Source organism: Streptomyces sp. H27-H5, assembly GCF_026627505.1.
In the GTDB taxonomy this organism is placed as follows: domain Bacteria; phylum Actinomycetota; class Actinomycetes; order Streptomycetales; family Streptomycetaceae; genus Streptomyces.
Map to the genome: position 1 here is coordinate 57,340 of NZ_JAPNLK010000010.1, position 25,359 is coordinate 82,698.

The 25,359-nt window shown below is 72.0% G+C and carries 26 protein-coding genes and 1 pseudogene; 14 read left to right on the top strand and 13 right to left on the bottom strand.

Annotated elements, in window-relative coordinates; genetic code table 11:
• Positions 1 to 122: 122 nt before the first annotated feature.
• Positions 123 to 383 (bottom strand): UBP-type zinc finger domain-containing protein, encoded by a 261-nt coding sequence (locus OTB19_RS06785; RefSeq protein WP_267797101.1) that lies wholly within the window; start codon positions 381 to 383, stop codon positions 123 to 125.
• Between the two features lie 55 nt (positions 384 to 438).
• Between OTB19_RS06785 and OTB19_RS06790 the strand changes: the two genes are divergently transcribed.
• Positions 439 to 2,019: a Na+/H+ antiporter gene (locus OTB19_RS06790; protein ID WP_267797102.1), complete on the top strand. Its 1,581-nt coding sequence runs from the start codon at positions 439 to 441 to the stop codon at positions 2,017 to 2,019.
• Positions 2,020 to 2,151: 132 nt separating this feature from the next.
• Here OTB19_RS06790 and OTB19_RS06795 read toward each other — a convergent pair whose 3' ends face one another.
• The 4 genes from OTB19_RS06795 to OTB19_RS06810 all read right to left on the bottom strand — a co-directional run bounded on the left by OTB19_RS06795 (position 2,152) and on the right by OTB19_RS06810 (position 5,778).
• Complete coding sequence (locus OTB19_RS06795; protein ID WP_267797103.1) at positions 2,152 to 3,060, bottom strand: 1-aminocyclopropane-1-carboxylate deaminase/D-cysteine desulfhydrase; 909 nt, start codon at positions 3,058 to 3,060, stop codon at positions 2,152 to 2,154.
• A 148-nt stretch (positions 3,061 to 3,208) separates the two neighbouring features.
• A complete protein-coding gene (locus tag OTB19_RS06800) occupies positions 3,209 to 3,799 on the bottom strand; it encodes an N-acetylmuramoyl-L-alanine amidase (protein ID WP_267797104.1) in 591 nt (196 codons plus the stop codon).
• A gap of 170 nt (positions 3,800 to 3,969) precedes the next feature.
• Positions 3,970 to 5,175: a globin domain-containing protein gene (locus OTB19_RS06805; protein WP_267797105.1), complete on the bottom strand. Its 1,206-nt coding sequence runs from the start codon at positions 5,173 to 5,175 to the stop codon at positions 3,970 to 3,972.
• A gap of 141 nt (positions 5,176 to 5,316) precedes the next feature.
• On the bottom strand, positions 5,317 to 5,778 hold the full coding sequence (locus tag OTB19_RS06810) for an RrF2 family transcriptional regulator (RefSeq protein ID WP_267797106.1): 462 nt from the start codon (positions 5,776 to 5,778) through the stop codon (positions 5,317 to 5,319).
• A gap of 223 nt (positions 5,779 to 6,001) precedes the next feature.
• On the opposite strand from OTB19_RS06810, the gene OTB19_RS06815 reads away from it, so the two are divergent.
• The 4 genes from OTB19_RS06815 (at position 6,002) to OTB19_RS06830 (ending at position 9,534) form a co-directional block, all read left to right on the top strand.
• Complete coding sequence (locus OTB19_RS06815; protein ID WP_267797107.1) at positions 6,002 to 7,408, top strand: family 2B encapsulin nanocompartment shell protein; 1,407 nt, start codon at positions 6,002 to 6,004, stop codon at positions 7,406 to 7,408.
• Positions 7,409 to 7,453: 45 nt separating this feature from the next.
• On the top strand, positions 7,454 to 8,503 hold the full coding sequence (locus tag OTB19_RS06820; RefSeq protein ID WP_267797108.1) for a family 2 encapsulin nanocompartment cargo protein polyprenyl transferase: 1,050 nt from the start codon (positions 7,454 to 7,456) through the stop codon (positions 8,501 to 8,503).
• A 177-nt stretch (positions 8,504 to 8,680) separates the two neighbouring features.
• Entirely contained in the window at positions 8,681 to 9,274 is a 594-nt protein-coding gene (locus tag OTB19_RS06825) for a GNAT family N-acetyltransferase (RefSeq protein ID WP_267797109.1), read from the top strand.
• 59 nt (positions 9,275 to 9,333) lie between these two features.
• Positions 9,334 to 9,534, top strand: a complete 201-nt coding sequence (locus OTB19_RS06830) for a hypothetical protein (RefSeq protein ID WP_267797110.1) — start codon at positions 9,334 to 9,336, stop codon at positions 9,532 to 9,534.
• Between the two features lie 45 nt (positions 9,535 to 9,579).
• On the opposite strand, the gene snpA is transcribed toward OTB19_RS06830, so the two are convergent.
• On the bottom strand, positions 9,580 to 10,239 hold the full coding sequence (gene snpA / locus OTB19_RS06835; RefSeq protein WP_267797111.1) for a snapalysin: 660 nt from the start codon (positions 10,237 to 10,239) through the stop codon (positions 9,580 to 9,582).
• Positions 10,240 to 10,446: 207 nt separating this feature from the next.
• Here snpA and OTB19_RS06840 point away from each other — a divergent pair, with 207 nt between their 5' ends.
• The 3 genes from OTB19_RS06840 to OTB19_RS06850 all read left to right on the top strand — a co-directional run bounded on the left by OTB19_RS06840 (position 10,447) and on the right by OTB19_RS06850 (position 13,481).
• Positions 10,447 to 11,379, top strand: coding sequence for a LysR family transcriptional regulator (locus OTB19_RS06840; RefSeq protein ID WP_267797112.1), 933 nt, complete (start codon positions 10,447 to 10,449; stop codon positions 11,377 to 11,379).
• A gap of 283 nt (positions 11,380 to 11,662) precedes the next feature.
• A complete protein-coding gene (locus tag OTB19_RS06845) occupies positions 11,663 to 12,583 on the top strand; it encodes a DUF4097 family beta strand repeat-containing protein (RefSeq protein WP_267797113.1) in 921 nt (306 codons plus the stop codon).
• A 1-nt stretch (position 12,584) separates the two neighbouring features.
• Positions 12,585 to 13,481 (top strand): PadR family transcriptional regulator, encoded by an 897-nt coding sequence (locus tag OTB19_RS06850; RefSeq protein WP_267797114.1) that lies wholly within the window; start codon positions 12,585 to 12,587, stop codon positions 13,479 to 13,481.
• Between the two features lie 60 nt (positions 13,482 to 13,541).
• On the opposite strand, the gene OTB19_RS06855 is transcribed toward OTB19_RS06850, so the two are convergent.
• From OTB19_RS06855 to OTB19_RS06870, 4 genes and pseudogenes are all read right to left on the bottom strand, one after another.
• Positions 13,542 to 14,102, bottom strand: coding sequence for a Clp protease N-terminal domain-containing protein (locus OTB19_RS06855; protein ID WP_267797115.1), 561 nt, complete (start codon positions 14,100 to 14,102; stop codon positions 13,542 to 13,544).
• A complete protein-coding gene (locus tag OTB19_RS06860) occupies positions 14,102 to 14,311 on the bottom strand; it encodes a hypothetical protein (protein ID WP_053676451.1) in 210 nt (69 codons plus the stop codon). The genes OTB19_RS06855 and OTB19_RS06860 overlap by 1 nt, the downstream gene beginning before the upstream one ends.
• A gap of 84 nt (positions 14,312 to 14,395) precedes the next feature.
• A pseudogene (locus OTB19_RS06865) lies at positions 14,396 to 15,357 on the bottom strand (zinc-binding dehydrogenase).
• Between the two features lie 485 nt (positions 15,358 to 15,842).
• Positions 15,843 to 17,045 (bottom strand): NAD(P)-dependent malic enzyme, encoded by a 1,203-nt coding sequence (locus OTB19_RS06870; RefSeq protein WP_267797116.1) that lies wholly within the window; start codon positions 17,043 to 17,045, stop codon positions 15,843 to 15,845.
• 526 nt (positions 17,046 to 17,571) lie between these two features.
• Here OTB19_RS06870 and OTB19_RS06875 point away from each other — a divergent pair.
• From OTB19_RS06875 to OTB19_RS06885, 3 genes are read left to right on the top strand one after another with little or no spacing between them, the layout of a single operon-like run.
• Complete coding sequence (locus OTB19_RS06875) at positions 17,572 to 18,522, top strand: ABC transporter substrate-binding protein (protein WP_267797117.1); 951 nt, start codon at positions 17,572 to 17,574, stop codon at positions 18,520 to 18,522.
• Between the two features lie 30 nt (positions 18,523 to 18,552).
• Complete coding sequence (locus OTB19_RS06880; RefSeq protein WP_266969831.1) at positions 18,553 to 19,500, top strand: amino acid ABC transporter permease; 948 nt, start codon at positions 18,553 to 18,555, stop codon at positions 19,498 to 19,500.
• An 11-nt stretch (positions 19,501 to 19,511) separates the two neighbouring features.
• On the top strand, positions 19,512 to 20,264 hold the full coding sequence (locus tag OTB19_RS06885) for an amino acid ABC transporter ATP-binding protein (RefSeq protein ID WP_267797166.1): 753 nt from the start codon (positions 19,512 to 19,514) through the stop codon (positions 20,262 to 20,264).
• Between the two features lie 82 nt (positions 20,265 to 20,346).
• On the opposite strand, the gene OTB19_RS06890 is transcribed toward OTB19_RS06885, so the two are convergent.
• A complete protein-coding gene (locus OTB19_RS06890; protein WP_267797118.1) occupies positions 20,347 to 21,117 on the bottom strand; it encodes a class I SAM-dependent methyltransferase in 771 nt (256 codons plus the stop codon).
• An 82-nt stretch (positions 21,118 to 21,199) separates the two neighbouring features.
• Here OTB19_RS06890 and OTB19_RS06895 point away from each other — a divergent pair, with 82 nt between their 5' ends.
• Complete coding sequence (locus OTB19_RS06895; protein WP_267797119.1) at positions 21,200 to 21,829, top strand: CGNR zinc finger domain-containing protein; 630 nt, start codon at positions 21,200 to 21,202, stop codon at positions 21,827 to 21,829.
• Here OTB19_RS06895 and sodX read toward each other — a convergent pair.
• Positions 21,733 to 22,161 (bottom strand): nickel-type superoxide dismutase maturation protease, encoded by a 429-nt coding sequence (sodX, locus tag OTB19_RS06900; RefSeq protein ID WP_267797120.1) that lies wholly within the window; start codon positions 22,159 to 22,161, stop codon positions 21,733 to 21,735. The genes OTB19_RS06895 and sodX overlap by 97 nt on opposite strands.
• 171 nt (positions 22,162 to 22,332) lie before the next feature.
• Here sodX and sodN point away from each other — a divergent pair, with 171 nt between their 5' ends.
• Complete coding sequence (sodN, locus tag OTB19_RS06905; RefSeq protein ID WP_030036761.1) at positions 22,333 to 22,728, top strand: superoxide dismutase, Ni; 396 nt, start codon at positions 22,333 to 22,335, stop codon at positions 22,726 to 22,728.
• A gap of 111 nt (positions 22,729 to 22,839) precedes the next feature.
• Here the strand turns inward: sodN and OTB19_RS06910 are convergent, their stop codons facing one another.
• A complete protein-coding gene (locus OTB19_RS06910; protein ID WP_030190019.1) occupies positions 22,840 to 23,025 on the bottom strand; it encodes a DUF6104 family protein in 186 nt (61 codons plus the stop codon).
• Between the two features lie 131 nt (positions 23,026 to 23,156).
• On the opposite strand from OTB19_RS06910, the gene OTB19_RS06915 reads away from it, so the two are divergent.
• Positions 23,157 to 25,265 (top strand): trypsin-like peptidase domain-containing protein, encoded by a 2,109-nt coding sequence (locus OTB19_RS06915; RefSeq protein ID WP_267797121.1) that lies wholly within the window; start codon positions 23,157 to 23,159, stop codon positions 25,263 to 25,265.
• The last annotated feature ends 94 nt before the right edge of the window (positions 25,266 to 25,359 follow it).

The following is a 25,359-nucleotide window of genomic DNA, read 5'->3' on the forward strand; positions in this document are numbered from 1 at the left end:
ACCTGCCCGGAGTACCCACGTCCGCAGGCCGGTGACCGATGGTAAGTCCATGGGTACGGACAGTGGCTAGGGGTCTGCGGGCCCAAATCAGGGGAACCGGCGGAGGGTTGACCTACCCCGCCTCAGACGATCGAACCGTCGACAAAACACCACCGCCAGGTCTCGCCCGGTTCGAAGCTGCGCATCATCGGATGACCCGTCTGGTGGTGGTGTGCCGTGGCGTGCCGGAAGGGGGAGGAATCACAGCAGGCCACGTGACCGCACGCCAGACACATCCGCAGCTGCACGGGGTGGCTGCCCAGTGCCAGACATTCGGGACAGGTCTGGGCAAGGGGGATGGGCTCGGGGCGCGGCAGTTCGGCAACGTGGGTGCACTCGCTCATGATGGCCAGCGTACTGAGGTGCGGACGCCCGCGGACTGAAGAGGATGGGTCTTCGATGGAGGTATTGCCGCTGGTGGCGCTGGTCGCGGGCAGCGCGGTGGTCGCGGGGTTGGCCCGTCGGACGTCCGTGTCGGCTCCGCTGCTGCTCGTCGCGGCCGGTCTGCTGGCGTCGTACATCCCGGGCGTGCCGTCGTACACGCTCGACCCGCACATCGTGCTGCCGCTGCTGCTCCCTCCGCTGCTGCACACCGCCGCCATGGAGAGTTCCTACCTGGACCTGCGGGCCAACGCGCGTCCCATCGCCCTACTGTCCGTCGGGTACGTGCTCTTCGCGACGCTCGCCGTCGGGTACGCGGCCTACCTGCTCGTTCCCGGTCTGTCGCTGCCGGTGGCGCTGGTGCTGGGCGCGGTCGTCGCGCCGCCGGACGCCGTGGCCGCCACCGCGATCGCCCGCAAGCTCGGCCTGCCGAACCGGATCACGACGATCCTCCAGGGCGAGTCCCTGGTGAACGACGCCACTGCCATCACCGCCTACAAGGTGGCCCTGGCGGCCGCGGTCGGCGTCAGTGCCGGCTGGGCGGGCGGGATCGTCGAGTTCCTGCTGGCCTCGGTGGGCGGCGTCGGCATGGGCCTCCTGCTGATGGTGCCCATCCACCTGCTGCGCAGGTCGCTGCGGGACCCGCTGCTCCAGAACACCCTGTCGCTGCTGATCCCCTTCGTGGCGTACGCGGCGGCCGAACGGGTGCACGCGTCCGGCGTGCTCGCCGTGGTCGTCGTCGCGCTGTACCTCGGACACCGCAACTGGCAGGTCGACTTCGCCACCCGGCTGCAGGAGGCCGCGGTGTGGAAGGTGATCTCCTTCGTCCTGGAGTCGGTGGTCTTCGCGCTGATCGGGCTCCAACTGCCGGTGGTCCTCAAGGGGCTCGACGAGTACGCGGGCGGCGACGCGGCCTGGTACGCGCTGGCGGTGTTCCTGGCCGTGGTCGTGGCCCGGTTCGTCTGGGTGTTCCCGGCGACCTTCCTGCCGCGGGTGCTGTCCGAGCGGATCCGCGAGCGGGAACCGGAGACCAACTGGAAGGCGCCCGTCATCGTGGGGTGGGCGGGCATGCGCGGTGTGGTCTCGCTGGCCATCGCCTTCTCGGTCCCGCTGAGCGTGCCGCACCGCAACCTGATCCTGTTCCTGACCTTCACCACCGTCATCGGGACCCTGGTGGTCCAGGGACTGACGCTGCCCCCGCTGATCCGCCTGCTGAAGTTGCCGCCGAGGGACGCGCAGGCCGAGACGCTGGCCGAGGCGCAGGCGCAGAGCGAGGCGTCGCGGTCGGCCGAGGAGCGGCTCGACGAACTGCTCGCCGACCCGGCGAACGCGCTCCCGCCGCCGCTCGCGGACCGGCTGCGCACGGTGCTGGAGCGGCGGCGCAACGCGGTGTGGGAACGGCTCGGCGAGGTCAACGCGGTCACGGGCGAGTCGGCGGACGACGTCTACCGGCGGCTGGCCGGCGAGATGATCGAGGCCGAGCGGGAGGTGTTCGTGACGCTGCGGGACCAGCGGCGGATCGACGACGAGATGCTGCGGGCGTTGCTGCGCAGGCTGGACCTGGAGGAGGCGGCGGCCTACCGGGAGGACTCCTCCTGATCCCGGGCGCGGCGGGCCTGGCCTGACGGCAGCCGACGCGGGGCGGCGGGCCGGGGTCCGGGTCGGGTGCGGGGGCCGGGGCGGCGGGTCGGGGGTCGGGGTCGGGGAGGCCGTCACTCCCGGGCGGCGGGATCAGGGGCGGCCGGTGACGACGGCCGCGAGGGTGGTGCCGCGGGGGAACGTGCCGGACTCCGTCAGGGCGGTCAGCGCCCAGAGCAACTTCGCGACGTAGACGCGCTCCACGGGGACCCCGTGGCGGCGCTCGAAGCCCACCGCGAACGCCTCCAGCTCCGCCGGGACCTTCGCGTAGCCGCCGTGGTCGAAGCCCTCGGCCAGGGTCCAGTCGCCGGCCGGGCCCCCGAACGCGGCCCGCTGGAGGGAACGTATCTCCGCCCCCAGGAAGCCACCCGCGAGCACCGGTACGCCCCACGCCCGCTGGCCGGGGGCCAGTCCCGCCGCCAGGCCCGCCAGGGTGCCGCCGGTGCCGCAGGCGACCGCCACCACGTCGGCCGCGCCGCGCAGCTCGCGGCCCAGCTCGGCGCAGCCCGACAGGGCGAGGGCGTTGCTGCCGCCTTCGGGGATCACGTACGCGCCCTGCGCGCCCGCCGCGGCGAGCAGCCGGGCCAGGGTGCCCGGTTCGGCCTTGCGGCGGTACTCCGACCGGGACGTGAAGTGCAGCCGCATCCCGTCGGCCGTGCAACGGGCCAGCGACGGGTTCAACGGCCGGCCGGCCAACTCGTCGCCCCGGACCACCCCGACCGTCGCCAACCCGAGCAACCGCCCGGCGGCGGCGGTGGCCCGCAGGTGGTTGGAGTAGGCCCCGCCGAAGGTCACCAGCGCCGGGAACCCCCCGTCCAGGGCCGCCCGCAGGTTCGGCGCGAGCTTGCGCCACTTGTTCCCCGGCAGCTCGGGGTGCACGAGGTCGTCCCGCTTGAGCACCAACCGCACGCCGTGCCGCTCGAACCGCCCGTCCGACGCCTCGACCAGCGGCGACGGCGGCCGGGGCCGGAGCAGGGAACGGGGATCCACGGGGCTGTCCACCTGCTCATTGTCGCCGGTGACGGTGGCCGCGCCGGAGGAGGTCGGGCGCCCGCGCGGCCCCCCGGCGCGGGTCCCGGCGGACGCCGACGGGGATAGGGGACGGCGCCGCCGGGGCGGGGGTGTCAGGGGGCGACTCGGGGTGGGGTGGTCATTTGAGGCGGTCCGCCACGCGTTCGCGGAACCACGTCATCGTGAACCCCTTGGGGTCGATCTTGCCCGGCTGCCATTCGAGGTGGCCGATCACCGAGCGCTCGGTCCAACCGTGGAAGCGGCAGACGGCCGCGGCCGCCCGGACCATGGCGTCGAGCTGCACTGCGGGCCAGGGGTCCTTGCCGTCGCCGAGGTTCTCGCACTCGAAGCCGTAGAAGTGTCGGTTGCCGTCGGTGTTCGCGGTGTGGTCCGGGGGGAGCCGCTTCTCGGCGATGACCGCGGCCAGGACGTCGGAGTCGCCGGAGCCCGCGTGGTTGGCGCGGCCGTAGCCGACCAGGTGGACCCGGCCGTCCTTGGTGATCACGCCGTGGCAGAGCGGGCCGGGCAGGGCCTCGTCGCCGTCCCGGCAGAGCCGGACGGTGTACGCGGTGCCCTGCGTGACGGTGTGATGGATCATCACCCCGTTGACCGGCCCCCAGGGCCCCTTGTGGTTGCGGTTGTGGGTGCGCCAGGCGCCGACCTCGACGACGCGCAGTCCCTCGTTGCGCAATTGGGTGAGGAAACGGTCTGCGGACATGGGTGCGGACATGGACGCCTCCTTCCGTGCGTGAGGGAGCGGTCACCTTTCGTGTCCGGTCCATCACGTTCCGGTGTAGTGGAGGGAGTCCTTCCGCGGCTAGCGCGTTCGTACGGCGAGCGATCGAATCCGGACATTCCCGGAGGTCCCGCCCGCCCCTGGCGCCCCACCGACTCCGGACGTCACGCGGAGGCGAGCCACAGGTCGGGGCCGAAGACCTCGTAGTGGATGTCCGCCGCCGGCACGCCCTTGCCCAGCAGTTGTTCGCGGACCGCCCGCATGAAAGGCAGCGGTCCGCACAGGTAGGCGTGGGTGCCCGGGGCCACCGGGACGTCGGAGAGGTCGAGCCGGCCGACCCCGTCGTCGGCCGCGGCGTCCTCGTGGCCGGTCTCGTACCAGAATCGGGCCGAGGCGTCCGCGAGCTTGTGCGTCAGGGCCCGGTGGTCGCCCCGCAGGGCGTGGTCGGCGGGGGAGCGGTCGGCGTGCAGGACGGTCACCGGGGCGTCGTGCCCGGTCTCGGCGAGGTGCTCCAGCATCGACAGCATCGGCGTACAGCCGATCCCGGCCGAGGCCAGCAGTACGGGCGAGGTCGGGTCCTGGAGCACCAGGTCGCCGTACGGGACCGAGACGCTCAGTGTGTCGCCGACGCGGACCGCGGCGTGCAGGTGGTGGGAGACCTCCCCGTCCGGGCCCGCCGCGGCCGGCCCGTGGACCCGCTTGACGGTGATCGCGCGGACCGGGGAGCCGGGCGACGAGGCGAGGCTGTACTGGCGGATCTGGCGCGCGCCGTCCGGGAGTTCGACCTGGACGGAGACGTACTGGCCCGGCTTGAAGCCGGGCGCGGGCGCCCCGTCGGCCGGGACCAGGTGGAAGGTGGTGCAGTCGACGGTCTCCTCGACGCGGCGGACGACCGTCCACGGGCGCCAGGCGTCGCCCGCGACGACCCGCTGCTCGGCGTACAGCCGTTCCTCGATGGCGATGAGGGCGCCCGCCATCAGCCAGTAGACCTCGTCCCAGGCCTTGGCGACCTCGGGCGTGACGGCCTCCCCGAGGACCTCCGCGATGGACTCGAACAGGTGCCGGTGGACGATCGCGTACTGGTCGCGGGTGATGCCGAGCGAGGCGTGCTTGTGGGCGATGCGGCCGAGCATCACGTCGGGCCGGGTGTCGGAGTGCCGGACGAGGTGGCCGGCGAACGCGGCGATGGAGCCGGCCAGGGCCTGCTGTTGCAGTCCGGCCTTCTGGTTGCCGCGGTTGAACAGGTCGCGGAGCAGGGCCGGGTGGGCGGCGAACAACTTCGCGTAGAAGAGTTCCGCGATGTCGCCGACGGCCGCTCCCACGGCGGGCAGGGTGGCGCGGACGGTCGCGGTCGACTTCTCGGACAGCATCGGGGAGCTCCTCTGTAAATGGACTATTGGATACCAATTAAAGGGCGCGAGGGCCTCCGGAGTGATGCGGAGACGTGTTCGAAGGGCCCTCGGGTGTGGCGTGGGCGGGGTCGCGGCCGCTCGGAACCGGCCACCCGCGCCTCAGTCGGCGGGGCCCCCGCCCCGACCGGGCGGTCCGCCCGAAATGCCCAGCAGCAGCGGTCCGGTGGGGGCCGCGACCAGGTCGTTCACCGTGAGCGGGTCCAGTGCGGCGAAGAAGGCCTCCTGGGCCCGACGCAGCGCGCCCCGCAGGAGGCAGGCGCTCCGCAGCGGGCACGGGACGGCGCCCTCGCAGTCCACCACGTCGCCCACGCCCTCCAGCTCGCGCACCACCGCGCCCACCGAGGCGGCGCGGCCGGCGCCGGTCAGGGCGAGCCCCCCTCCCCGGCCGCGCCGCGCCTCGACCAGGCCGAGGTGTTGCAGCCTGGCCACCACCTTCGCGGTGTGGGTGTACGGGACCTCCATGGTCGCCGCGACGTCGCGCGTGGTGGGGAGGTCCGTGTCCTCGACGGCCAGACGCATCAGGACGCGGAGCGCCAGATCGGTGAATCGGGTCAGCCGCATGACTCCACCGTAGAAAACTTGAATTTCTGATGCAAGTTAGGCGGCGGGAGGGCCGTGGATGGCTGAAACCAGGGGGGTCAGAGGGGCTGGAGGGGAGAAAGGGACTCATCAGAGTGCCCACACCCCATACGGAGTAGTCCCACCCTTTTGTGTAATGGTCTCACCACGCTGTGCACTGGAAGGCTGATCCCGCAGATCCATGGAGTGATCGAAAGGGAAACACATGTCGGTCCAGGCAGGTTCCGAATCCGAAGTCCAGGCACCGCAGCGCAGTCTCGGGACCTCGGCCGCGCGGAACTTGGCAACCACGACCAAGTCCGCGCCGCAGATGCAGGAGATCACCTCCCGGTGGTTGCTCAAGATGCTCCCGTGGGTGTCCGTGCAGGGCGGTACGTACCGGGTCAACCGGCGGCTCAGCTACTCAGTCGGTGACGGCCGGGTGGAGTTCATCAAGACCGGCACCCAGGTCCAGGTGATCCCCGCCGAACTCGGCGAGCTCCCGCTGCTGCGCGAGTACGAGGACATCGACGTCCTGACCGAACTCGCCGCCCGGTGCCACCAGATCGACTTCGAGGCCGGCCAGGAGCTCACCTCCTTCGGCAGCCCCGCCGACAGGGTGTTCCTGCTCGCCCACGGCCGCGTCGACCAGATCGGCACCGGCCCCTACGGCGACGACGCCGTCCTGCAGACCGTCGCCGACGGCGCCTACTTCGGCGAGGACGCCCTCGTCGACGAGGAGGCCATCTGGGAGTACACCGCCCGCGCCGCCACCTCCGGCACCGCGCTCGTCCTCTCCCGCCAGGACTTCCAGCTCCTCGCCGACCGGGTCGACTCGCTGCGGGCGCATGTGGACGCGGTCCGGGCCCTGCCCGCCCAGCGGACCAACAAGTACGGCGAGGCCGCGATCGACCTCTCCGCCGGCCACGAGGGCGAGGCCGTGCTGCCCGGCACCTTCGTCGACTACGAGGCCAGGCCGCGCGAGTACGAACTCTCCATCGCCCAAACGGTTCTGCGCGTGCACACCCGCGTCGCCGACCTCTACAACCAGCCGATGAACCAGACCGAGCAGCAGTTGCGGCTCACGGTCGAGGCGCTGCGCGAGCGCCAGGAGCACGAGATGCTCAACAACCGCGACTTCGGCCTCCTCCACAACGCCGACTACGACCAGCGCATCCAGCCGCACGACGGCGCGCCCAGCCCCGACGACATGGACCAGCTGCTCAGCATGCGGCGCGGATCCAAGCTCTTCCTCGCGCACCCCAAGGCCATCGCCGCCTTCGGCCGCGAGTGCAACAAGCGCGGGCTGTACCCGGAGTCGATCGAGATCGGCGGGCACCGGGTGCCGTCCTGGCGCGGGGTGCCGATCTTCCCGTCCAACAAGATCCCGATCAGCGACGCCCGGACCACCTCGATCCTCTGCATGCGCACCGGCGAGGACGAGTCGGGCGTGATCGGTCTGCACCAGCCGGGGATCCCGGACGAGATCGAGCCGAGCACGTCGGTCCGCTTCATGGGCATCAGCGAGCAGGCGATCATCTCGTACCTGGTCACCACCTACTTCTCCGCCGCGGTGCTCGTGCCGGACGCGCTCGGCGTGCTGGAGAACGTCGAGATCGCCCGCCGGCACTGATGAGAGGCCCGGCCGAACGGCGACGGGGGAGTACGGGGGAGCGCGATGGCGACCACTGAGGCGATCACCACCGGCGAGGGCCACGAGGCCGCGGCCCTGCTGGAGCGGACGAAAGAAACGGTCAACCCGGAGCTGCGCCGGACGATCGAGAGCCTGCCCGCGGGGATGCGGCGCGTGGCGATGTACCACTTCGGCTGGGAACACGCGGACGGCAGCCCGGCCGCGGGGAACGCGGGCAAGGCCATCAGGCCCGCGCTCGTCCTCGCCTCGGCGCAGGCCCTCCAGGGGGCGGGCGTGGAGGCCGGGGACACCGTGCGGCCGGCCGTCGCCGTGGAGTTGGCGCACAACTTCACGCTGCTGCACGACGACGTCATCGACAAGGACGTCCGGCGGCGCGGCCGGGCCACGGCCTGGACCGTGTTCGGGATGCCGGACGCCATCATCACGGGCGACGCGATGATGTCGCTCGCGCTGAAGCTGCTGGCCGAGGATCCGCACCCGGCCGCCCCGGCGGCCGCGGCCCGGCTCTCGGCCTGCGTGATCGAGCTGTGCGCCGGGCAGCAGGCGGACTGCGCGTTCGAGCGGCGCGGGGACGTCTCGCTCGACGAGAGCCTGACGATGGCGACGGCCAAGACCGGGGCCCTGCTGGGCTGCGCGTGCGCGCTGGGGGCGCTGTACGCGGGGGCCGGCCCGGACGAGGTCGACGCGATGGACGCCTTCGGCAGGGAGGCCGGTCTGGCCTTCCAGCTGATCGACGACCTGATCGGCATCTGGGGGGACCCGGGGCACACCGGCAAGCCCGCCGGGGCCGATCTGATCGCCCGCAAGAAGTCCCTCCCGGTCGTGGCCGCCCTCACCTCGGGCACTGCGGCGGGTGAGGAACTGGCCGCGCTGTACGCGGGCCCCATGACCGGGGACGACGTGCGCGCGGCGGCCGACGCCGTGGACCGGGCCGGGGGGCGGGACTGGGCGCAGGCCCACGCCGCCGACCGGATGGGCCGGGCCGTGCAGCAGCTCTCCAGGGCCGTCCCGGACCTGGGGGCGGCGGGCGGGTTGCTGGCGCTGGCGGAGTTCGTCACCCGGCGCACCCGGTAGGTCGGCCGGGCCGCGCACGCGCGGTCGCGCACGCGAGCAGAGCGAGGCCTGTTCCCCCGCCGCACGGCGGGGGAACAGGCCTTTTCGCGCGCGCGGTCGCGGCCGCGCCTTCCGGGCCGTTCGGGCCAACTCTAGGATCACCCGCAGTCGTTGACAGGCGAGTGAGGGGTGGGTCCAGTGGTGCTGGAGATACGTCAGGCGGATCGGTCGGACCGGGACGCGGTGGCGCGGCTGCTCGACGAGGCCTTCCGTGACGACCCCGTGAGCACATGGGTCTTCCCGGATCCGGGGCACCGGGCGGCGGTGCACGGGAGGTTCCTGGGCGTCTTCGTGGACGTCGCGCTGGCCGACGGGCGGATCGACTACGCGGTCGACGGTTCGGCGGCGGCGCTGTGGCTGCGGATCCCGGCGGGCGAACCGGAGGGCGAGGACGAGGTCCCGGCGAGGATGCGGGCGGTGGCCGACCCCGACAACGAGCGGTGCGAGCTGGTGGGCCGGCTGACCGGCGAGGTGCACCCGACGTCCGAGGAGCACGAGTACCTGCTGATGATCGCCGTCGCGCCCGACCGGCAGGGCGAGGGCCTGGGCACGGAGCTGATGCGCCCGGTGCTGGAGCGCTGCGACCGCGAGGGGCTGCCGGCGTACCTGGAGGCGAGCAGCGAGCGCAGCAAGGGGCTGTACGAACGGCTCGGCTGGGAGTTCACGGGGACGGCGGTACGCCTGCCGGAGGGGCCCCTGATGTGGCCGATGTGGCGCAAGCCGCGGGCGTGAGGAACGGTCGCCGCCGGCGCCGCCCCGCCGAACGCGCGAAACCGGCCTACCGTTGAGGTATGGCCGGTCAAGAGCAGCAGCGCACGCACGAGACGGTGGCCCCGCAGGCCGGGCACGAACAGCAGTCGTGCCCGGCCTGCGGGCTTTCCGTGGACACGGTGGTCCGACGGCGCAAGTCCCTCGGGATCTTCGTGCCGCAGTGGGGCCCGGGCTCCTGTAGGAACCCGGACTGCCCCACATACGTCCCCAGGGAGGTCTAGCGGAAGCGACCTGGGCCGGCTCTTTCGGATCTTGCCGGGGTCGACCTAGCCCTTGGTGCCGAGGCCGGAGGCGACGAGGCCGTTGGCCCAGAGCTGGTTGACGCGCGAGCGCTCGGCGGAGTTCGGGTTGGGGTTGGTGCACGAGGTGCCCGGTCCGCCGCCCGACATCAGCTCGCTGCACGGGCCGGAGTAGTGGTCCGGCAGACCCAGCACGTGGCCGGTCTCGTGCGCGGTCACGCGGGTGGAGTCGTACTGCTGGTTCTGCCGGTAGTCCAGGAAGATGTAGCCCCGGCCGTGCCCGTCGGTGCTCGCGTACGAGCCGCGCGAGTCGTTGCCCTCGCGGTACGAGAAGTTCCCGCCGGAGGACACCTCCTGCAGTCTGACGTTGCTCACCGAGCTGTTCCAGATCTGGGTGGAGCGGGCTATCTGGCTGCGGAAGCTCGGGGCGCTGCGGGTGTTGTACGTGACGGTCACCGCGAGGGCGCCCGGGTTCGCGGCGCGCTGCTCGGCCACCGAAGCCCGCACGGCCTGGAAGAAGGCCTTCGTCGCGGCGTCGTTCTCCTGCGAACGCTCGTACGCGGCGTAGCTCGCGGTGGTGCCGACGGGCGCCGGGGCGGCGCTCGCGGTGGGGGCGACCGAGGCCAGGGCGGCGGCCAGGCCGAGGCCGATGCCGGCGGCCAGCATGGACTTACGGGAGTGGCGCATGTGGGGGGCTCCTACTCATCCGGTGTGGGGGGTGGGTCGTTCGGTACCGGAGTCTGCGGGAGCGGAAGGGGCCGGCGGATGATGTCAGCCATCGATAACGCCGGGCTATCGGGAAGTTTTCGGTAGGTCAACTAGCGTGAGAATGGCGGGATTCGGGGGGCTATCAGCGGCTGGTGCGGCGCCGTCCGCCCGCCCTACTCTCGGGTCATGGAGCTCGAGGTGAGGCACCTGCGCGCACTGTGTGCCATCGCGGACGCCGGCAGCCTGCACAAGGCGGCGCGGCAACTCGGCGTGAGCCAGCCCTCGCTGACGACCCAACTGCGCCGTATCGAACGGGCCCTGGAAGGGGAACTGTTCCTGCGCGAACGGACCGGATGTCGTCCCACGCCATTCGGCCGTACCGTGCTCGGACGGGCGAGACCGCTGCTCGCCGAGATGGCGGCGCTGGTGGCCGAGGCGCGCGCCGCCGCCCACGGTCCCCGGCTCCGGATCGGCTCGACCGCCAGCCGGGCGCTGCCGGGCTGGCTGCGCCGGCTGCACCGGCGCTCGCCGGAGACCGAGACCTCCCTGGTGGTCGACGTGTCGGCCAACGCGCTGCTGCGGATGGTGGCGTCGGGCCAGCTCGACGTGGCGTTCGTCCACGAGGTCGAGGGCAGTCCGCTGCGGGTGCCGCCCGGCCTGGAACTGCACGTGCTGATGGAGCGCGAACCGCAGTTCGTGTCCATGTCCCGGGACCATCCCGCCGCGCGCCGGCCGGTGGTGGAATTACGTGACCTGGCCGCCGACCGCTGGACCGTCGACCCGTCCGTGGACGGCGAATGGGACGGCCTGCGGCGGGTCTTCGCCGGAGCCGGGGTGGACCCGCCCGTGCTGCACGCCGACTACCACACCGCGACCTCGCTGATCGTCTCCGGCGAGGCCGTCGCCCCCTGCCAGCCGACCTCCGGCCCCCGGGACGACATGGCCATCCGGCCGCTGTCGGGGGACCCGCTGGCGGTCCGGCTGCTCCTGGCGACCCTGCCGGGCACGCACGCCGAGGTGTACGAGGACCTCCGCGCGGCCTATCGCGAAGCCGCCTTGCGCACCCCGCCGTACCGGGCCTGGCTCCACCACCACGCGAGCCCCCTCCTGGCGGCCTGAGTCCTGTCGGCCGGAACGGGACCGGCCGCGCTGCGGCATCCCGCCGTGCCTCGGCCCTCTTCGTCCGCGCCCGCACCCCCGACCCGCTCCACCCCGCCCCGCGCGCCGCGCACGCCGCACGCGCCGACTCCGCATGCCTGGAAAACGGGGCAGATCATCGCAAAATGGGGATTTCAGGGATGCGCTTGACTTCCCTTGACCGCGATATATCGTGTTACTCACAAGACGCGATATGTTGCGTGCGTCGAGTCCGGTCCGTGAACGCACGAGGAGGATCAGCACCATGGCAGAGCAGATGACGTGGTCCGTCGCCGAACCGCAGAAGCTCACCTTCGAGCAGCCGGTGACCGAACTCCGTGTCCGTGTCGTCGGCGGGACCGTGAACGTCGTCGCCTCCGACGAGGGGCCCGCCCGCCTGGAGGTCGCCGAGGTCGACGGCCCACCGCTGCACGTCGTCCACGAGGCCGGCGTCCTCACCCTCTCCTACGAGGACCTCCCCTGGAACGGTTCCCAGGGCTTCCGGGAATGGTTCGACAGCAAGCCCTGGAAGTCGTGGTCCGGCGGCGCCGGGCGCAAGGCCTGGGAGCGGTCCGTCACGGTCACCCTCACGGTGCCCGCCTCCACCTCCGTGCAACTGGCCGCGGTCAGCGCCACCGCCTTCGTCTCCGGCATCGCCGCCGACACCGACGTCAACGGCGTCTCCGGTGACACGACGCTGGTCGGCCTCTCCGGCAAGGTCAAGGTGCACACCGTCTCCGGCGGCGTCGAGGCCCAGTCCGTCACCGGTGAACTCGGCTTCCACTCGGTCTCCGGCGGCCTGACGGTGGTCGACGGCGCGGGCGGCAACGTACGGGCCGACTCAGTCAGCGGCGACATGCTCATCGACCTGGCACTGGACCCGACCGCGCCCAGCCCGGTCGACATCTCCCTGAACTCGGTCTCGGGCCAGGTGGCGATCCGCCTGCCGCACCCGGCCGACGCGCGGGTCGAGGCCAACACCGCCACCGGTGGCGTCTCCAACGCCTTCGAGGACCTGCGGGTGTCCGGCCAGTTCGGCGCCAAGCGGATCACCGGCACGCTCGGAGCCGGCACCGGCACCCTGCGCGCCACCACCGTCTCCGGCGCCATCGCGCTGCTGCGCCGCCCGGCCGGCGACACCGCCGACACCGCCGCCCCCCTCGCGCTCGACAAGAAGGTGCTCTGACATGCCGCCCGTCTTCGCCCACGGCCGCCTCCGCCTCTACCTCCTCAAGCTGCTGGACGAGGCCCCGCGTCACGGGTACGAGGTGATCCGGCTCCTGGAGGAGCGCTTCCAGGGGCTGTACGCACCCTCCGCGGGCACCGTGTACCCGCGGCTGGCGAAGCTGGAGGCCGAGGGGCTCGTCACGTACGCCACGGAGGGCGGGCGCAAGGTGTACTCCATCACCGAGGCCGGTCGCGCCGAACTCGCCGACCGCGGCGGTGAACTGGCCGACCTGGAACTGGAGATCCGCGACTCGGTCTCCGAACTGGCCGCCGAGATGCGCGACGACGTCCGGGGCGCGGCGGGTGACCTGCGGCGCGAGATGCGCGCCGCCGCCGCCTCCGCCACGACGACCCGCGTCGACGACGAGGGCTGGAAGGCCGCCAAGGAGGAGCTCCGCAAGGCGAAGGCGGAGTGGAAGGAGCAGGCGCGGCGGGCGAAGGACGAGAGCCGCCGGGCCCGCGAGGAGGCCCACCAGGCCCGCCGCCAGGCCAAGGAGGCCCAGGAACGGGCCCGCGAGGAGGTCCAGCGCATCGCGAGCCAGCTCCAGGAGCAGTTCGCGAAGTCGAGCGGCGTCCTGGGCGGCCTGGCCGGGGCCTGGCTCGGAGCCGGCACCCCCGCCTCCGCTCCCGGCGCCTCGACCGCGGCCTCGGACGTGGGCTCCACCTGGGCCGAGGACCTGGCCCCGACCGCGGACCCGATCCGCGACCTGGACCGGCTGTTGGACCGCTTCCGCGACGAGATCCGCGACGCGGCCCGCGATCACGGGGTGAGCCCGGCTCAGTTGGCCGAGGCCCGCGCGCACCTGGCCGTCGCGGCGACCCGGGTCACGGCGGAACTCCGTCCGGACCCGGCGTAGGTCGTCTCTTTCGGATCTTGCCGGTGCCGACAAGATCCGAAAGAGACGACCTAGCCGTCCTCAGGCCGCCAGAGCCCGTTCGGCGCCGGCGAGGGTGACCCCGTGGTCCGTGAGGACCTCGGCGACCGCGCCCGGGCGGGAGAGCAGGGCCAGCAACAGGTGGGCGGTGCCGATGTGGCGGTCCCCCCGCCCCAGCGCGATCCGCAGGGACTGCTCCAGGGTCTTCTTCGCGCCCTGGGTGAAGGGGACGTGCCGGTTGTCCGACTCCGGGCGGCCGAGGGCCGAGCGGAGCGAGGCGCCCAGGCCCCGCCTGCGGGGCGTGGCGGTCGACAGGGCGCCCTCGCCGTGGGTCTCCTCGATCCGGGTGACGATCTCGGTGAGGTCGATCCCGAGACCGGCCAGCGCCTCTTCGTCGGCCCGGGTCATGCCGCCCCGGCGCCGGGCCTCGGCGAGGCCCGCGGCCACCGCCGCCCGGTCCACGCCGAGCGGATCCAGCGCGCCCTGCGCGAGCAGGGCGAGCAGCAGGTGCTCCTCGGTGACCGTGGCGGCCCCGGCCCGTCGGGCCTCGGCCACGGCGCCCGTCACCGTGGTGCGGGCGTCGGTCGTGAAGCGTTCGAACATCAAAGCCTCCCGTGCTTCTTGTGCACGGCCTGCCGGGTGACACCCAGCTCGGCCGCGATCTCCTGCCAGGACCAGCCCTGCGCGCGGGCACTGCGTACCTGTACGGCCTCCAGCTGCTCCAGCAGCCTTCGGAGGGCGGCCACGGCACGCAGGCCCACACGCGGGTCACGGTCGCCGGCCCGTTCGGCGAGATCGGTCGCTTCGGTCATGCGTGTCAATGTAGGTTGACATGCAGGAGGGCGTCAACCCCAGTTGACGCGCGGTGTCCGGTGCGAGGCGCGGGAGTCGGGCCGTCAGACCGTCAGGACCACCTTGCCGAAGAGGTCTCCGGACGCGAGCTTCTCGAAGCCCTCGCGCGCCCGGTCCAGCGGCAGCACCTCGTCGATGACCGGCCGCAGGCCCGTGGCCGCGCAGAAGGACAGCAGGTCCTCCAGCTCGTCCTTCGAGCCCATGGTCGAGCCGACCACCTTCAGCTCCAGGAAGAAGATGCGGGTCAGCTCCGCGTGCGCCGGGCGGTCGCCGCTCGTCGCGCCCGAGATGACGAGGGTCCCGCCGGGCCGCAGGGACTTGATCGAGTGCGACCAGGTGGCGGCGCCGACCGTCTCGATCACCGCGTCCACCCGCTGCGGCAGTCGGGCGCCCGGCTCGAACGCGTCCACCGCGCCCAGCTCCACCGCCCGCTTGCGCTTGGCCTCGTCCCGACTGGTCGCGAAGACGCGCAGGCCCGCCGCCTTGCCCAGGGCGATCGCGGCGGTGGCGACACCGCCGCCCGCGCCCTGGACCAGGACGGAGTCCCCGGGGCGCACGCCGGCGTTGGTGAACAGCATCCGGTACGCCGTCAGCCAGGCGGTGGGGAGGCAGGCGGCCTCCTCGAAGGACAACTCGGCGGGCTTGCGCAGGACGTTCCAGGCGGGGACGGTCACCTGCTCGGCGAAGGTCCCTGGTAGCGCTCGGTCAGGATCGAGCGCGGCTCGTCGGGGCCGACCCCGTGGCCGCTCTGGCCGATCACGGAGTGCAGGACGACCTCGTTGCCGTCCTGGTCGATCCCGGCGGCGTCGCAACCGAGGATCATGGGCAGTTTTTCCTCGCCGAGGCCGACTCCGCGCAGCGACCACAGGTCGTGGTGGTTGAGCGAGGCGGCCTTGACGTTCACGGTCACCCAGCCGGGGCGGGCCTCGGGGGCGGGGCGGTCGCCCAGCTCAAGGCCGCTCAGCGGCTGGTCTCGGTCGATTCGGGCGGCGTAGGCAGCGAACATGCCGCCAGACGCTACCGCTCGGTAGCGGGGCCTGGCCAGAGGCATCAGGTCGGCGGTGAGTCGGAGCGGAATGTCCGGTCGGGTCCCCAAGTACCCGCCGTACCAGTTGGTTTGTGCGGCTGGGATGCCTAATCGGAACGTCGGGATCGAGTCGGGATCGGGGGTAACATTCTGGCCGTGCGGTGATGCTCGCCATGAGCCTGTCATTTCCCGCCCGTGGTCCCGTCCGGCGCGCTCTGCCCGACGGCGACCCCCACGACCGCCCGGCTCGGCCGGGCGACGCACGGAGCGACCCCTCCCGGTTCGGGGGCCGGGAGGGTGCGTTCTCCGCGCGTTCCGGCCGGCCCTTCACGCTCGGACACGTCCGCCCGCGCCGGCACCCCGCTCGCCACGGACACCGGCCCGGACACGGGGAAGGCCCGGCCGGAACGGATCCGACCGGGCCTTCACCCGTACAGCTCAGCGTGCGGAACGGAACGTGCCGCTCAGACCAGACGGGCCACGCCGTCGGCCTTCGCCGCCGCGGCGACCGCGGCCGTGACGGCCTCGGCGACGCGCTCGTCGAACGGCGACGGGATGATGTAGTCGGCCGCGAGCTCGTCACCCACGACGCCGGCGATGGCGTCGGCGGCGGCGATCTTCATGCCCTCGGTGATCCGGGTCGCGCGCACCTTGAGGGCGCCCGCGAAGATCCCCGGGAAGGCCAGCACGTTGTTGATCTGGTTCGGGAAGTCCGAACGACCGGTGGCCACGACCGCCGCGTACTTGTGCGCGACGTCCGGGTGGACCTCCGGGTTCGGGTTGGCCATGGCGAAGACGAAGCAGTCCTTCGCCATCGTGGCCACCGCGGCCTCGGGGACGGTGCCGCCGGAGACGCCGATGAAGACGTCCGCGCCCGCGAGGGCGCTCTCCAGGGAGCCGGTCTGGCCCGTCCTGTTGGTCAGGCCCGCGATCTCTGCCTTGACGTCCGTCAGGTCGGAGCGGTCCGCCGAGACGACGCCCTTGCGGTCGGTGACGCACACGTCGCCGATGCCCGCGTCCACGAGGATCTTGGCGATGGCGATGCCCGCCGCGCCCGCGCCGGAGATGACCGCACGCAGGTCGGCGAGGGTGCGACCGGTGAGCTTCGCCGCGTTGCGCATGGCGGCCAGCGTCACGATGGCCGTGCCGTGCTGGTCGTCGTGGAAGATCGGGATGTCCAGGGCTTCCTGGAGCCGGCGCTCGATCTCGAAGCAGCGGGGCGCGGAGATGTCCTCCAGGTTGACCCCGCCGAAGGAGGGCGCGAGACGGATGACCGTCTCGATGATCTCGTCCGTGTCCTTGGTGGCGAGCGCGATCGGAACCGCGTCGACACCGCCGAACTGCTTGAACAGGATCGCCTTGCCCTCCATCACGGGGAGGGAGGCCTCGGGACCGATGTCCCCGAGGCCGAGCACGGCCGTGCCGTCGGTCACGACGGCGACCACGTTGGACTTCCAGGTGTACTCGTTGACGAGTTCCGGGTTCTCCGCGATGGCGCTGCAGACCTTCGCCACACCGGGCGTGTACGCGAGGGACAGGTCGTCCTTGTTGCGGACCGGCACGGTGGCCTGCACGGCCATCTTGCCGCCCCGGTGCAGCGCGAACACCGCATCGGGGTTGTTGTCCGTCACGCTGTCGCTGCGAGGATTGACGATCTCCGCTGCCACTTTCTTGACCCCTTAAGTCTTTAATCGTTGAGGGTGGCCACTCCTGGTTAAGGGGTGGGCGGGCACCGCGTCCGTGCTCCGCATCGACGGTTGGCCCGTCTCCGCGAAGAGGGAGGTTCGTACGCGCGGGCGCGCCGCACGCGCGCCCTGAGCCCCGGATGAGGGGTGTAAGGATCTGTTCTACCGGAAGAACGCTCGCTCAGACGAGTCGATTCCCGCTCGATCGTAGGCCGGTTGTCCCTGTTTTGGCGAAAAGTCCAAACCTTGATGTCCAACGGGCGAGACGCACCGCAAATACTGCGGAGAAAAGCCCTGGTCACAGCGCATAATCCCGCCGTGAAGCCCGTTCTCCGCAGTCCTGTTGGGTACCCCGGGTCGCCCGTTATCCGATTTTGACCTGACGGGCACCCTGAATGTCTCAGTCCGAATGGCAAGATGCCGTAATCACACAAGGTCGCGACACTCGATGGTGCGTGCCCCGACCGTTCTCGGATGCTTTTTTCCCCACTGCCGGAGGAACCAGCTCATGACCGCAAGCACCACCCGTCGTACGACCGCCGCCCGGTCCCGGATCGCCGCGGCCGGTGCGATCGCGGTCGCCGGCGCCCTCATCCTCACCGGTTGTGGCGACCAGACCGACAACAGCGGCAGCTCCACTCCCTCGGGCAAGACCAACGCCGCCCCGCTCTTCTCGGCCCTGCCGAAGAAGATCCAGGACGCCGGTGTCATCAAGGTCGGCACGGACGCCGCCTACGCGCCGATGGAGTTCACCGAGGGCAACAAGATCGTCGGTGTCGACCCCGACATCGCCGAGGCCCTCGGCAAGCAGCTCGGGGTGAAGTTCCAGTTCACCGCCGGTACCTTCGACGGCCTGATGACCTCGGTCTACACCGGCCGCCAGGACGCGATCATGTCGTCCATCACGGACAACAAGAAGCGTCAGGAAGGTCTGGACGACAAGGGCGCCAAGATCGGCAAGGGCGTCGACTTCGTCGACTACTTCTCGTCCGGCGTCTCGCTCATCGTCAAGAAGGGCAACCCGCAGGGCATCAAGTCCCTCGACGACCTGTGTGGCAAGACCGTCGCCGTCCAGCGCGGCACGATCTACGAGGACACCTTCAAGGCGCAGGCCGAGAAGTGCGGGGACAAGAAGCTCACCATCGAGGCCTTCGACACCGACGCCGAGGCGCAGACCCGCGTCAAGGCCGGCGGCGCCGTGGCCGACCTGAACGACTACCCGGTCGCCGCGTACACCGCGAAGACCTCGGGTGGCGGCAACGACTTCGAGGTCACCGGCCAGCAGAGCGACGTCGGCCTCTTCGGCATCGGTGTCGCCAAGGAGAACACGCAGCTGCGTGACGCCCTCAAGCAGGCCCTCGACGCCATCATCAAGGACGGCTCCTACGCCAAGGTCCTCGAGAAGTGGGACGTCAAGGACAGCGCCGTCAAGTCCGCGACCGTCAACGCAGGTCAGTAATTCCGGGCGCTCCACTGAAGGGCAGTCATTGTGACTGACAAGATCGACAAGGGTCCGGCCGCAACCCCGGCCGGACCCGGCCCCTCGGCCACCCCGTACGAGGCCATCAAGGCGATTCCCGTCCGACACTACGGACGCTGGATCAGTGCCGTGGTCGTCGTCGCGGTGCTGGGCTGGCTGGTTCTCGCTTTCGCCAACGGCAACGTCAACTGGGGCACCGTCGGCGACAAGCTGTTCGACCCCACGGTCATCACCGGCCTCGGCAACACCATCCTCATCAGCGTCACCTCGATGCTGCTGGGTCTGGTGCTCGGCATCCTCTTCGCGGTGATGCGGCTGTCGAACAACCCGGTGACCAGTGCCGTCGCCTGGCTCTACATCTGGTTCTTCCGCGGCACGCCGGTCTACGTCCAGCTGCTGGTGTGGTTCAGCCTGCCGCTGATCTTCCAGTACATCGACCTCGGTCCGATCTACAAGAACGAGACCGTCGACGTCATGACCCCGTTCCTGGTCGCCCTCCTGGGCCTCGGCCTGAACGAGGGCGCCTACATGGCGGAGATCGTGCGCGCCGGCATCCAGTCCGTGGACGAGGGGCAGAGCGAGGCCTCGCACGCGCTGGGCATGACGCAGGTGCAGACCATGCGCCGCGTGGTGCTGCCCCAGGCGATGCGGGTGATCATCCCGCCGACGGGCAACGAGTTCATCAACATGCTGAAGACCTCGTCGCTGGTCTCGGCGGTCCAGTACACCGAGCTCCTGCGGGCCACCAGCAACATCGGTTCCACCGCCGGCGCCATCATCGAGATGTACTTCGTGGCCTCCATCTGGTACCTGGCGCTCACCAGCGTGTTCAGCGTCGGCCAGTACTACCTGGAGCGTCGCTACGCCCGCGGCTCGCTGCGGTCCCTGCCGCCCACCCCGCTGCAGCGGATCAAGGCCAACCTGAACATGTTCCGCCGTACGGAGGTGGCGAAGTGACCGCCCAGCCGATGGTCAAGGCCGAGGCCGTCCACAAGTCGTACGGCCCCGCCCACATCCTCCGGGGCATCGACCTGGAGGTCGCCCCCCGTGAGGTCTTCTGCCTGGTCGGTCCGTCCGGCTCCGGCAAGTCCACCTTCCTGCGGTGCATCAACCACCTGGAGCGCATCAACGCCGGCCGGCTCTCGGTCGACGGGCAGCTCGTCGGGTACCGCGAGAAGGCGGGCAAGCTCTACGAGCTGAAGGACAGCGAGGTCGCGGCCCAGCGCCGGGACATCGGCATGGTCTTCCAGCGCTTCAACCTGTTCCCCCACATGACGGCCATCGAGAACGTCATGGAAGCCCCGGTCATGGTCAAGGGCGAGAGCCGGGCGGTGGCGCGGGCGCGCGCCGTCAAGCTCCTCGACCGCGTCGGCCTCGGCGACAAGGGCGGGAACTACCCCTCGCAGCTCTCCGGCGGTCAGCAGCAGCGCGTGGCGATCGCCCGCGCGCTGGCCATGGAGCCGAAGCTGATGCTCTTCGACGAGCCCACCTCCGCGCTCGACCCGGAGCTGGTCGGTGACGTCCTCGACGTCATGCGCGACCTCGCCGAGTCCGGCATGACCATGATCGTGGTCACCCACGAGATGGGCTTCGCCCGCGAGGTCGGCGACAACCTCGTCTTCATGGACGGCGGCGTGGTGGTCGAGTCCGGCCACCCGCGCGAGGTCCTGGGCAACCCGCAGCACGACCGGACGAAGGCGTTCCTGTCCAAGGTGCTGTGACCGATCGACGCACGGGAGGGGCGGTACGGGTTTCCGTACCGCCCCTCCCGTCGTTCCCGGACCGGGCGCCCGGGCGCGGGGCCTACCTCAGGCCGAGGACCAGCGCGTCCGAGGGGGAGCGCCAGACCGTGCGGGCCTCCGCGAAACCGGCCTCGCGCAGGGTGCGGGCGTGCCAGGCGTCGTCCGGGGTGTCCCCGTCGGCGTGCTCGCCGAAGATCTCGTAGCGGCGCTTCGTCGGCTCGGCGAGCAGCGGGTCGGCCGCGGCCAGCGCCCACCAGTCGGCCCAGTCGACGGCGCCGGCGGCCCGGGCCCGATCCATGCCGGCGTGCCGCTGCGCACGGTCGGCGGCGTTGAGCCGCGGGGTCGTCGGGTCGGGCATGTGGTCGGCGTTCATGAAGACCCCGCCCTCGCGCACGAGCGGGGCGAGCTGCCCGTAGAGCACCGTGAGCCGCGGGCTGTGCAGCCAGTGCAGGGCGGTGGCGGTGAGCACCGCGTCGTAGGTGTCGTGCGGCAGGGCCGCGGTCCAGTCCGGGTCCTTGAGGTCCGCGGTCACGAAGGTGACCCGGGGGTCGCCCTCGAAGTGGCCGCGGGCGATCGTCAGCAGGGCCGGGTCCAGGTCCACGCCCGTACTGCGGGCCTCCGGGAACCTCTTGAGCACGCGGTCCGTGATACTTCCCGTACCGCACGCGAGATCCAGTACCCGGGGAGCGCGTCCCACCAGTGCCTCGACCATGTCCAGCATCACCCGGAACCGCTCCTCGCGGTCGGGCATGTACCACTCCTGCTGACGGTCCCAGCTGTGCTGCCAGGCCTGCCAGTCCCCGACGGTCACCGGATTCGACGCTTCGGTCATCCCGAACCCCTCCATGCGTAATACCCTCGAACCTGTAGTAGCTGTTACCGCAGACCTTAATCCGCAGCCGTAAGGACTACAAGTGGAACTGGCCCATTACTCGGACTACGCCGTGCGCCTGGTCAACACCGAGGAGCCGGCCCGCAACAAGGACTCGCTCACCTCGGTGGACGCCGTCCGCGCGCTCTTCGGGGCCAGCACCCAGATGGCCCGCCGGGTCACCGACACCGACGTCACCCGCTTCCGCAACGTCCGCGGCCGGCTGCGCTCCGTCTTCGAGGCCGCCGACGGCGGCGACCACGTGCTCGCCGTCGACCTGCTGAACTCCCTGCTCATGGAGTTCCCCGTCAGCCCCCAGGTCTCCGGGCACGAGACCCTCGACGACGACGGCCGCCCCGACTGGCACATCCACCTCGCCGAGCACCCCTCGAACGCCTCTGCCGGCTACGCCGCCATGGCCTCCTTCGGGCTCGCCTTCCACCTCACCGCGCACGGCCCGGAGCGCCTGGGCCTGTGTCAGGCGGCGCCCTGCCGCAACGCCTACCTCGACACCTCCACCAACCGGTCCCGCCGCTACTGCTCCGACCGCTGTGCCACCCGCGCGAACGTGGCCGCCTACCGGGCCCGCAAGCGCCTGGAGGCGGACGAGTCCGCACGCAGCGGCCGCACCGCCGACGCCGCCCAGGACAGCCAGGTCCTCAGCGAACGCTGAGCCCCCGGCCCCGCCGGCCTGGGCCGCAACCGCACCAACGCCGTCGCCAGCACCAGCTCCGCGGGCACCGTCCCGTAGTCGGTGCTGTCGCCGGTCTCGTTGAACGGGTTGTCCCCGAGCACCCACCAGCCGCCCGGCCGCCGCTCCACCGCGCGCTTGACCACCAGCAGGTCCTGCTGGAACGGGTGCCGCAGGACGACCACGTTCCCCGGACGCACGGGCGCCCCGTACCGGACGACCACCTGATCCCCGTGGACCAGCGTCGGGACCATCGACGGCCCGTACACGTCCAGCACGCCCAAGCGCTTCCAGGCGCGCTTGTCCTCCACCATGAGCGACCTCCTCGTCCCCTCCGCATGCTGCCGCATGGGTCCGTACATTCGCTCACCGCGGGCGCGTCGACGCTGGACTTTTGTCCTAAGCCCGCAGGGGCGCCCGCGAATTCCGGTCGGTCAGCGAGTAATCTCCCCCTTGAGAAGACGATCACGAGGAGGACAAACTCCATGCTTTCCCGCCTCTTCGCCCCCAAGGCGAAGGTCTCCGCCCACTGTGACCTGCCCTGCGGCGTGTACGACCCGGCCCAGGCCCGTATCGAGGCCGAGTCGGTCAAGGCCGTCCAGGAGAAGTACCAGGCCAACGACGACGCGGACTTCCGCGCCCGCGCGATCACCATCAAGGAGCAGCGCGCCGAGCTGGCCAAGCACCACGTCTCGGTGCTGTGGAGCGACTACTTCAAGCCGCCGCACTTCGAGAAGTACCCGCAGCTCCACACCCTGGTCAACGACACCCTGAAGGCCCTCTCGGCCGCCAAGGCGTCGAACGACCCGGCGACCGGTCAGAAGGCGCTCGACCTGATCGCCGAGATCGACCGCATCTTCTGGGAGACCAAGGCCGCCTGATCCAGGCCCGCGTCCCCACGACGAAGGGGCCCGACCGGAAACGGTCGGGCCCCTTCGTCGTGGGTGCCGCGAGGGACACCGGGAAGTCCGCGGGGGACCGCCCGGCACCTGCTATTCCTCGTCCTCGTCCTCGTCGTCGAGACGCGCCAGCCAGGTGGCCAGCCGCTCCACCGGGACCTCGAAGTCCGGGTTCAGGTCGACGAAGGTGCGGAGCTGCTCGGCGAGCCACTCGAAAGTGACCTCCTCCTCGCCGCGCCGCTTCTCCAGCTCCTCGATGCCGCGATCGGTGAAGTACAAGTCGGGCTCCGTGCCGTGATGAAAGTGGGCGTGGGGTGTTTCCCGCCAGGATAATCCCGGCTCGCGGCCAGGCCTCCCGCCCTCCCCGGGCCGCCGCTAGCCTGGATGGTCACGACCTGAGGGGGCGGGGGATGCAGGACGGGCGCACGGGCGGCGCCGCGCGCGCCTTCGAGCTCCTGGAGCCCCTCGTCCGGGCGGCCACCGTACGCGTGCACGCGGCCCCGGACGGGTATGCACTCCCCGGCAGCCACTGGTCCGGTCCCACGTGGGGGAGCGGCTTCTTCATCGCCCCCGGCTGGGTCCTGACGTGCGCGCACGTGATCGGCGAAGGGGGTGCTGCGGTGCGCCTGGTCGGACGCGAGGTCGGCATCTCCTTCTTCTCCGGCGGCGCCGCCGCGGGGATCCCGGGCGCGGCCGCGGTCACCGGGACGGTCGCGGGGCGGGTCGAATGCGTGCTCCCGGACCGCCTGGAGGAACGCCGCCCCGGCCGGGGCGCCCTGTGGGACCTCCCGGACCTGGCCCTGATCCGGGTCCTCGCCCCCGTCTCGCACGCCTGCGTGTGGCTGACCGACCGGGCCCGACCCCGCATCGACGAGGCCGCGTACTTCGGCTGCACCGAGGACCTCGGGATGCGCGAGATCACCGGCCGTACGACACGACTGCGCGGCACCGCCGGGGGCGGCGCGGCGATCCGGCTCGGCGACGAGGACGAGATCGAACCCGGCATGTCCGGCGGCCCCGTCGTGGACCTGGCGCGCGGCGAGGTCATCGGGGTGATCAAGGCCCGGCGGCACGCCGGCGGCGGCGGCCTCGCCGTGTCCGTGGCCCAACTGCGCACCCTGCCCATGGCCGCCACCGGACAGATCGGCCTGTACCGCAGGGTCATGCAGGCCCACGACCTCTACCACTACGACCAACACCTCAGCGATCTCAACAGCCGCCGCACCTGGACCGACGTCCACGACGAACTCCCGGGCGACGAACAGGACCCCTACGGCAGCCGGGGCCGGCTCACCCGCCTCACCCCCGCCGAGCGCACCACCCTGTGCGGGCTGCTCGCCGAACTGCCGCCCCCCGGCTCCTCGGAGGCGGTCCGGTCGCTCGCCGAGGCCGCCCGCGGCGAGGAACCCGACACCGGGCTGCCCGCCCCGCTCAGCTGGCGCGACGGCCTCGGACTGCTGCACGACCCGCCGGGCGCCGGCGGGGAGGCCGCCGCGATGCTCCGCTACGCGACCGACGTCAGCGTCGCCGACCACCGCGAACCGCCCTCCCCGGGCGCCGACGAGGAACTGTGGGACTGGGTGCGCACGACCGCGGAACGGCTGTGGCGACCCCTGCGGCGCGAACTCGGCGAACGCCGCGACCGGGGCCTCGCGGACCGGGAACTGCGCCGGCGCGCCCGGGCCGGGCAGACGGCCCCGGGAAGGGCCCGGGCGGCCGGCGGCCTGCCGGCGGGTCCCTCGGTCCTGCTGGAGGTGTGGGCGCACAGCTGGGAAGAGGTCTACGACTGGCGGGTCTCGGTGCTCACGGGGCCGCAGCGGGTCACCCCGCTGGACTCCGGCACCCGCGTGAGCCCGGCCCGCCTGCCGGCGGCCTCGCGGGCGGCGCTCGCCGAGGGGTTCCGGCGGTGCGACACGCACGAGGCGGTCGCCCTCCTCGAAGTGGCCGTCGCCCCCGAGCTGTTCGGGCTGGCGGTCGACGAGTGGCCGGTGGCGGGAGGGATCCCGGTGGGCGTCCAGCGGCCGGTGGTGTTCCGCCACCCGGGCGACGGTGCGGAGCGCGACGCCGGCGCGGCGGGACCGGGCGGACGGTGGGCGCGCGTCCAGGAGGGCCCGCTCCAGGGGCGGCGCGCCGACTGCTTCCGCGGCCGTCAACGCAGCCCCTCACCGGCCTGGTTGGCGGCCCTGGTCGACAACACCGTCCCGGTGCTGTGCCGGGACGCGGCCGCCGAGCCCACCCTCGGGGCGCTGTACGCGGTCCGGGACGCGGGGTACGGGGTGCTCGTGTGCCGGCGGCCACCGGCCGACCCGGGGCAGTCGTGCGCGCCGTTCCACCGCGGGCTGCGCGAGGAACTCGCCGAGGCAGGCCGGGCGGCCGTGCTGCCGCTGCGGCTGAAGGCCCTGCGGAGCCGGGCCCACGGGGCGGACCCCGACGCCTACTGGGCCGCCGGGATGACGCTGGTGTGGGAGGACCCGGGACGGGCGCTGCCGCAGGACGAGCCGCTCCAGGGGGACCTGTGACGGGCCCCGCGGCGGGGCGCCCGCGTCGGCCGCGGCGGTGGCCGGCACGGCGTACGGGGGACCCGGGGCGGCGCCGGGAGACGCCCCCCGACGG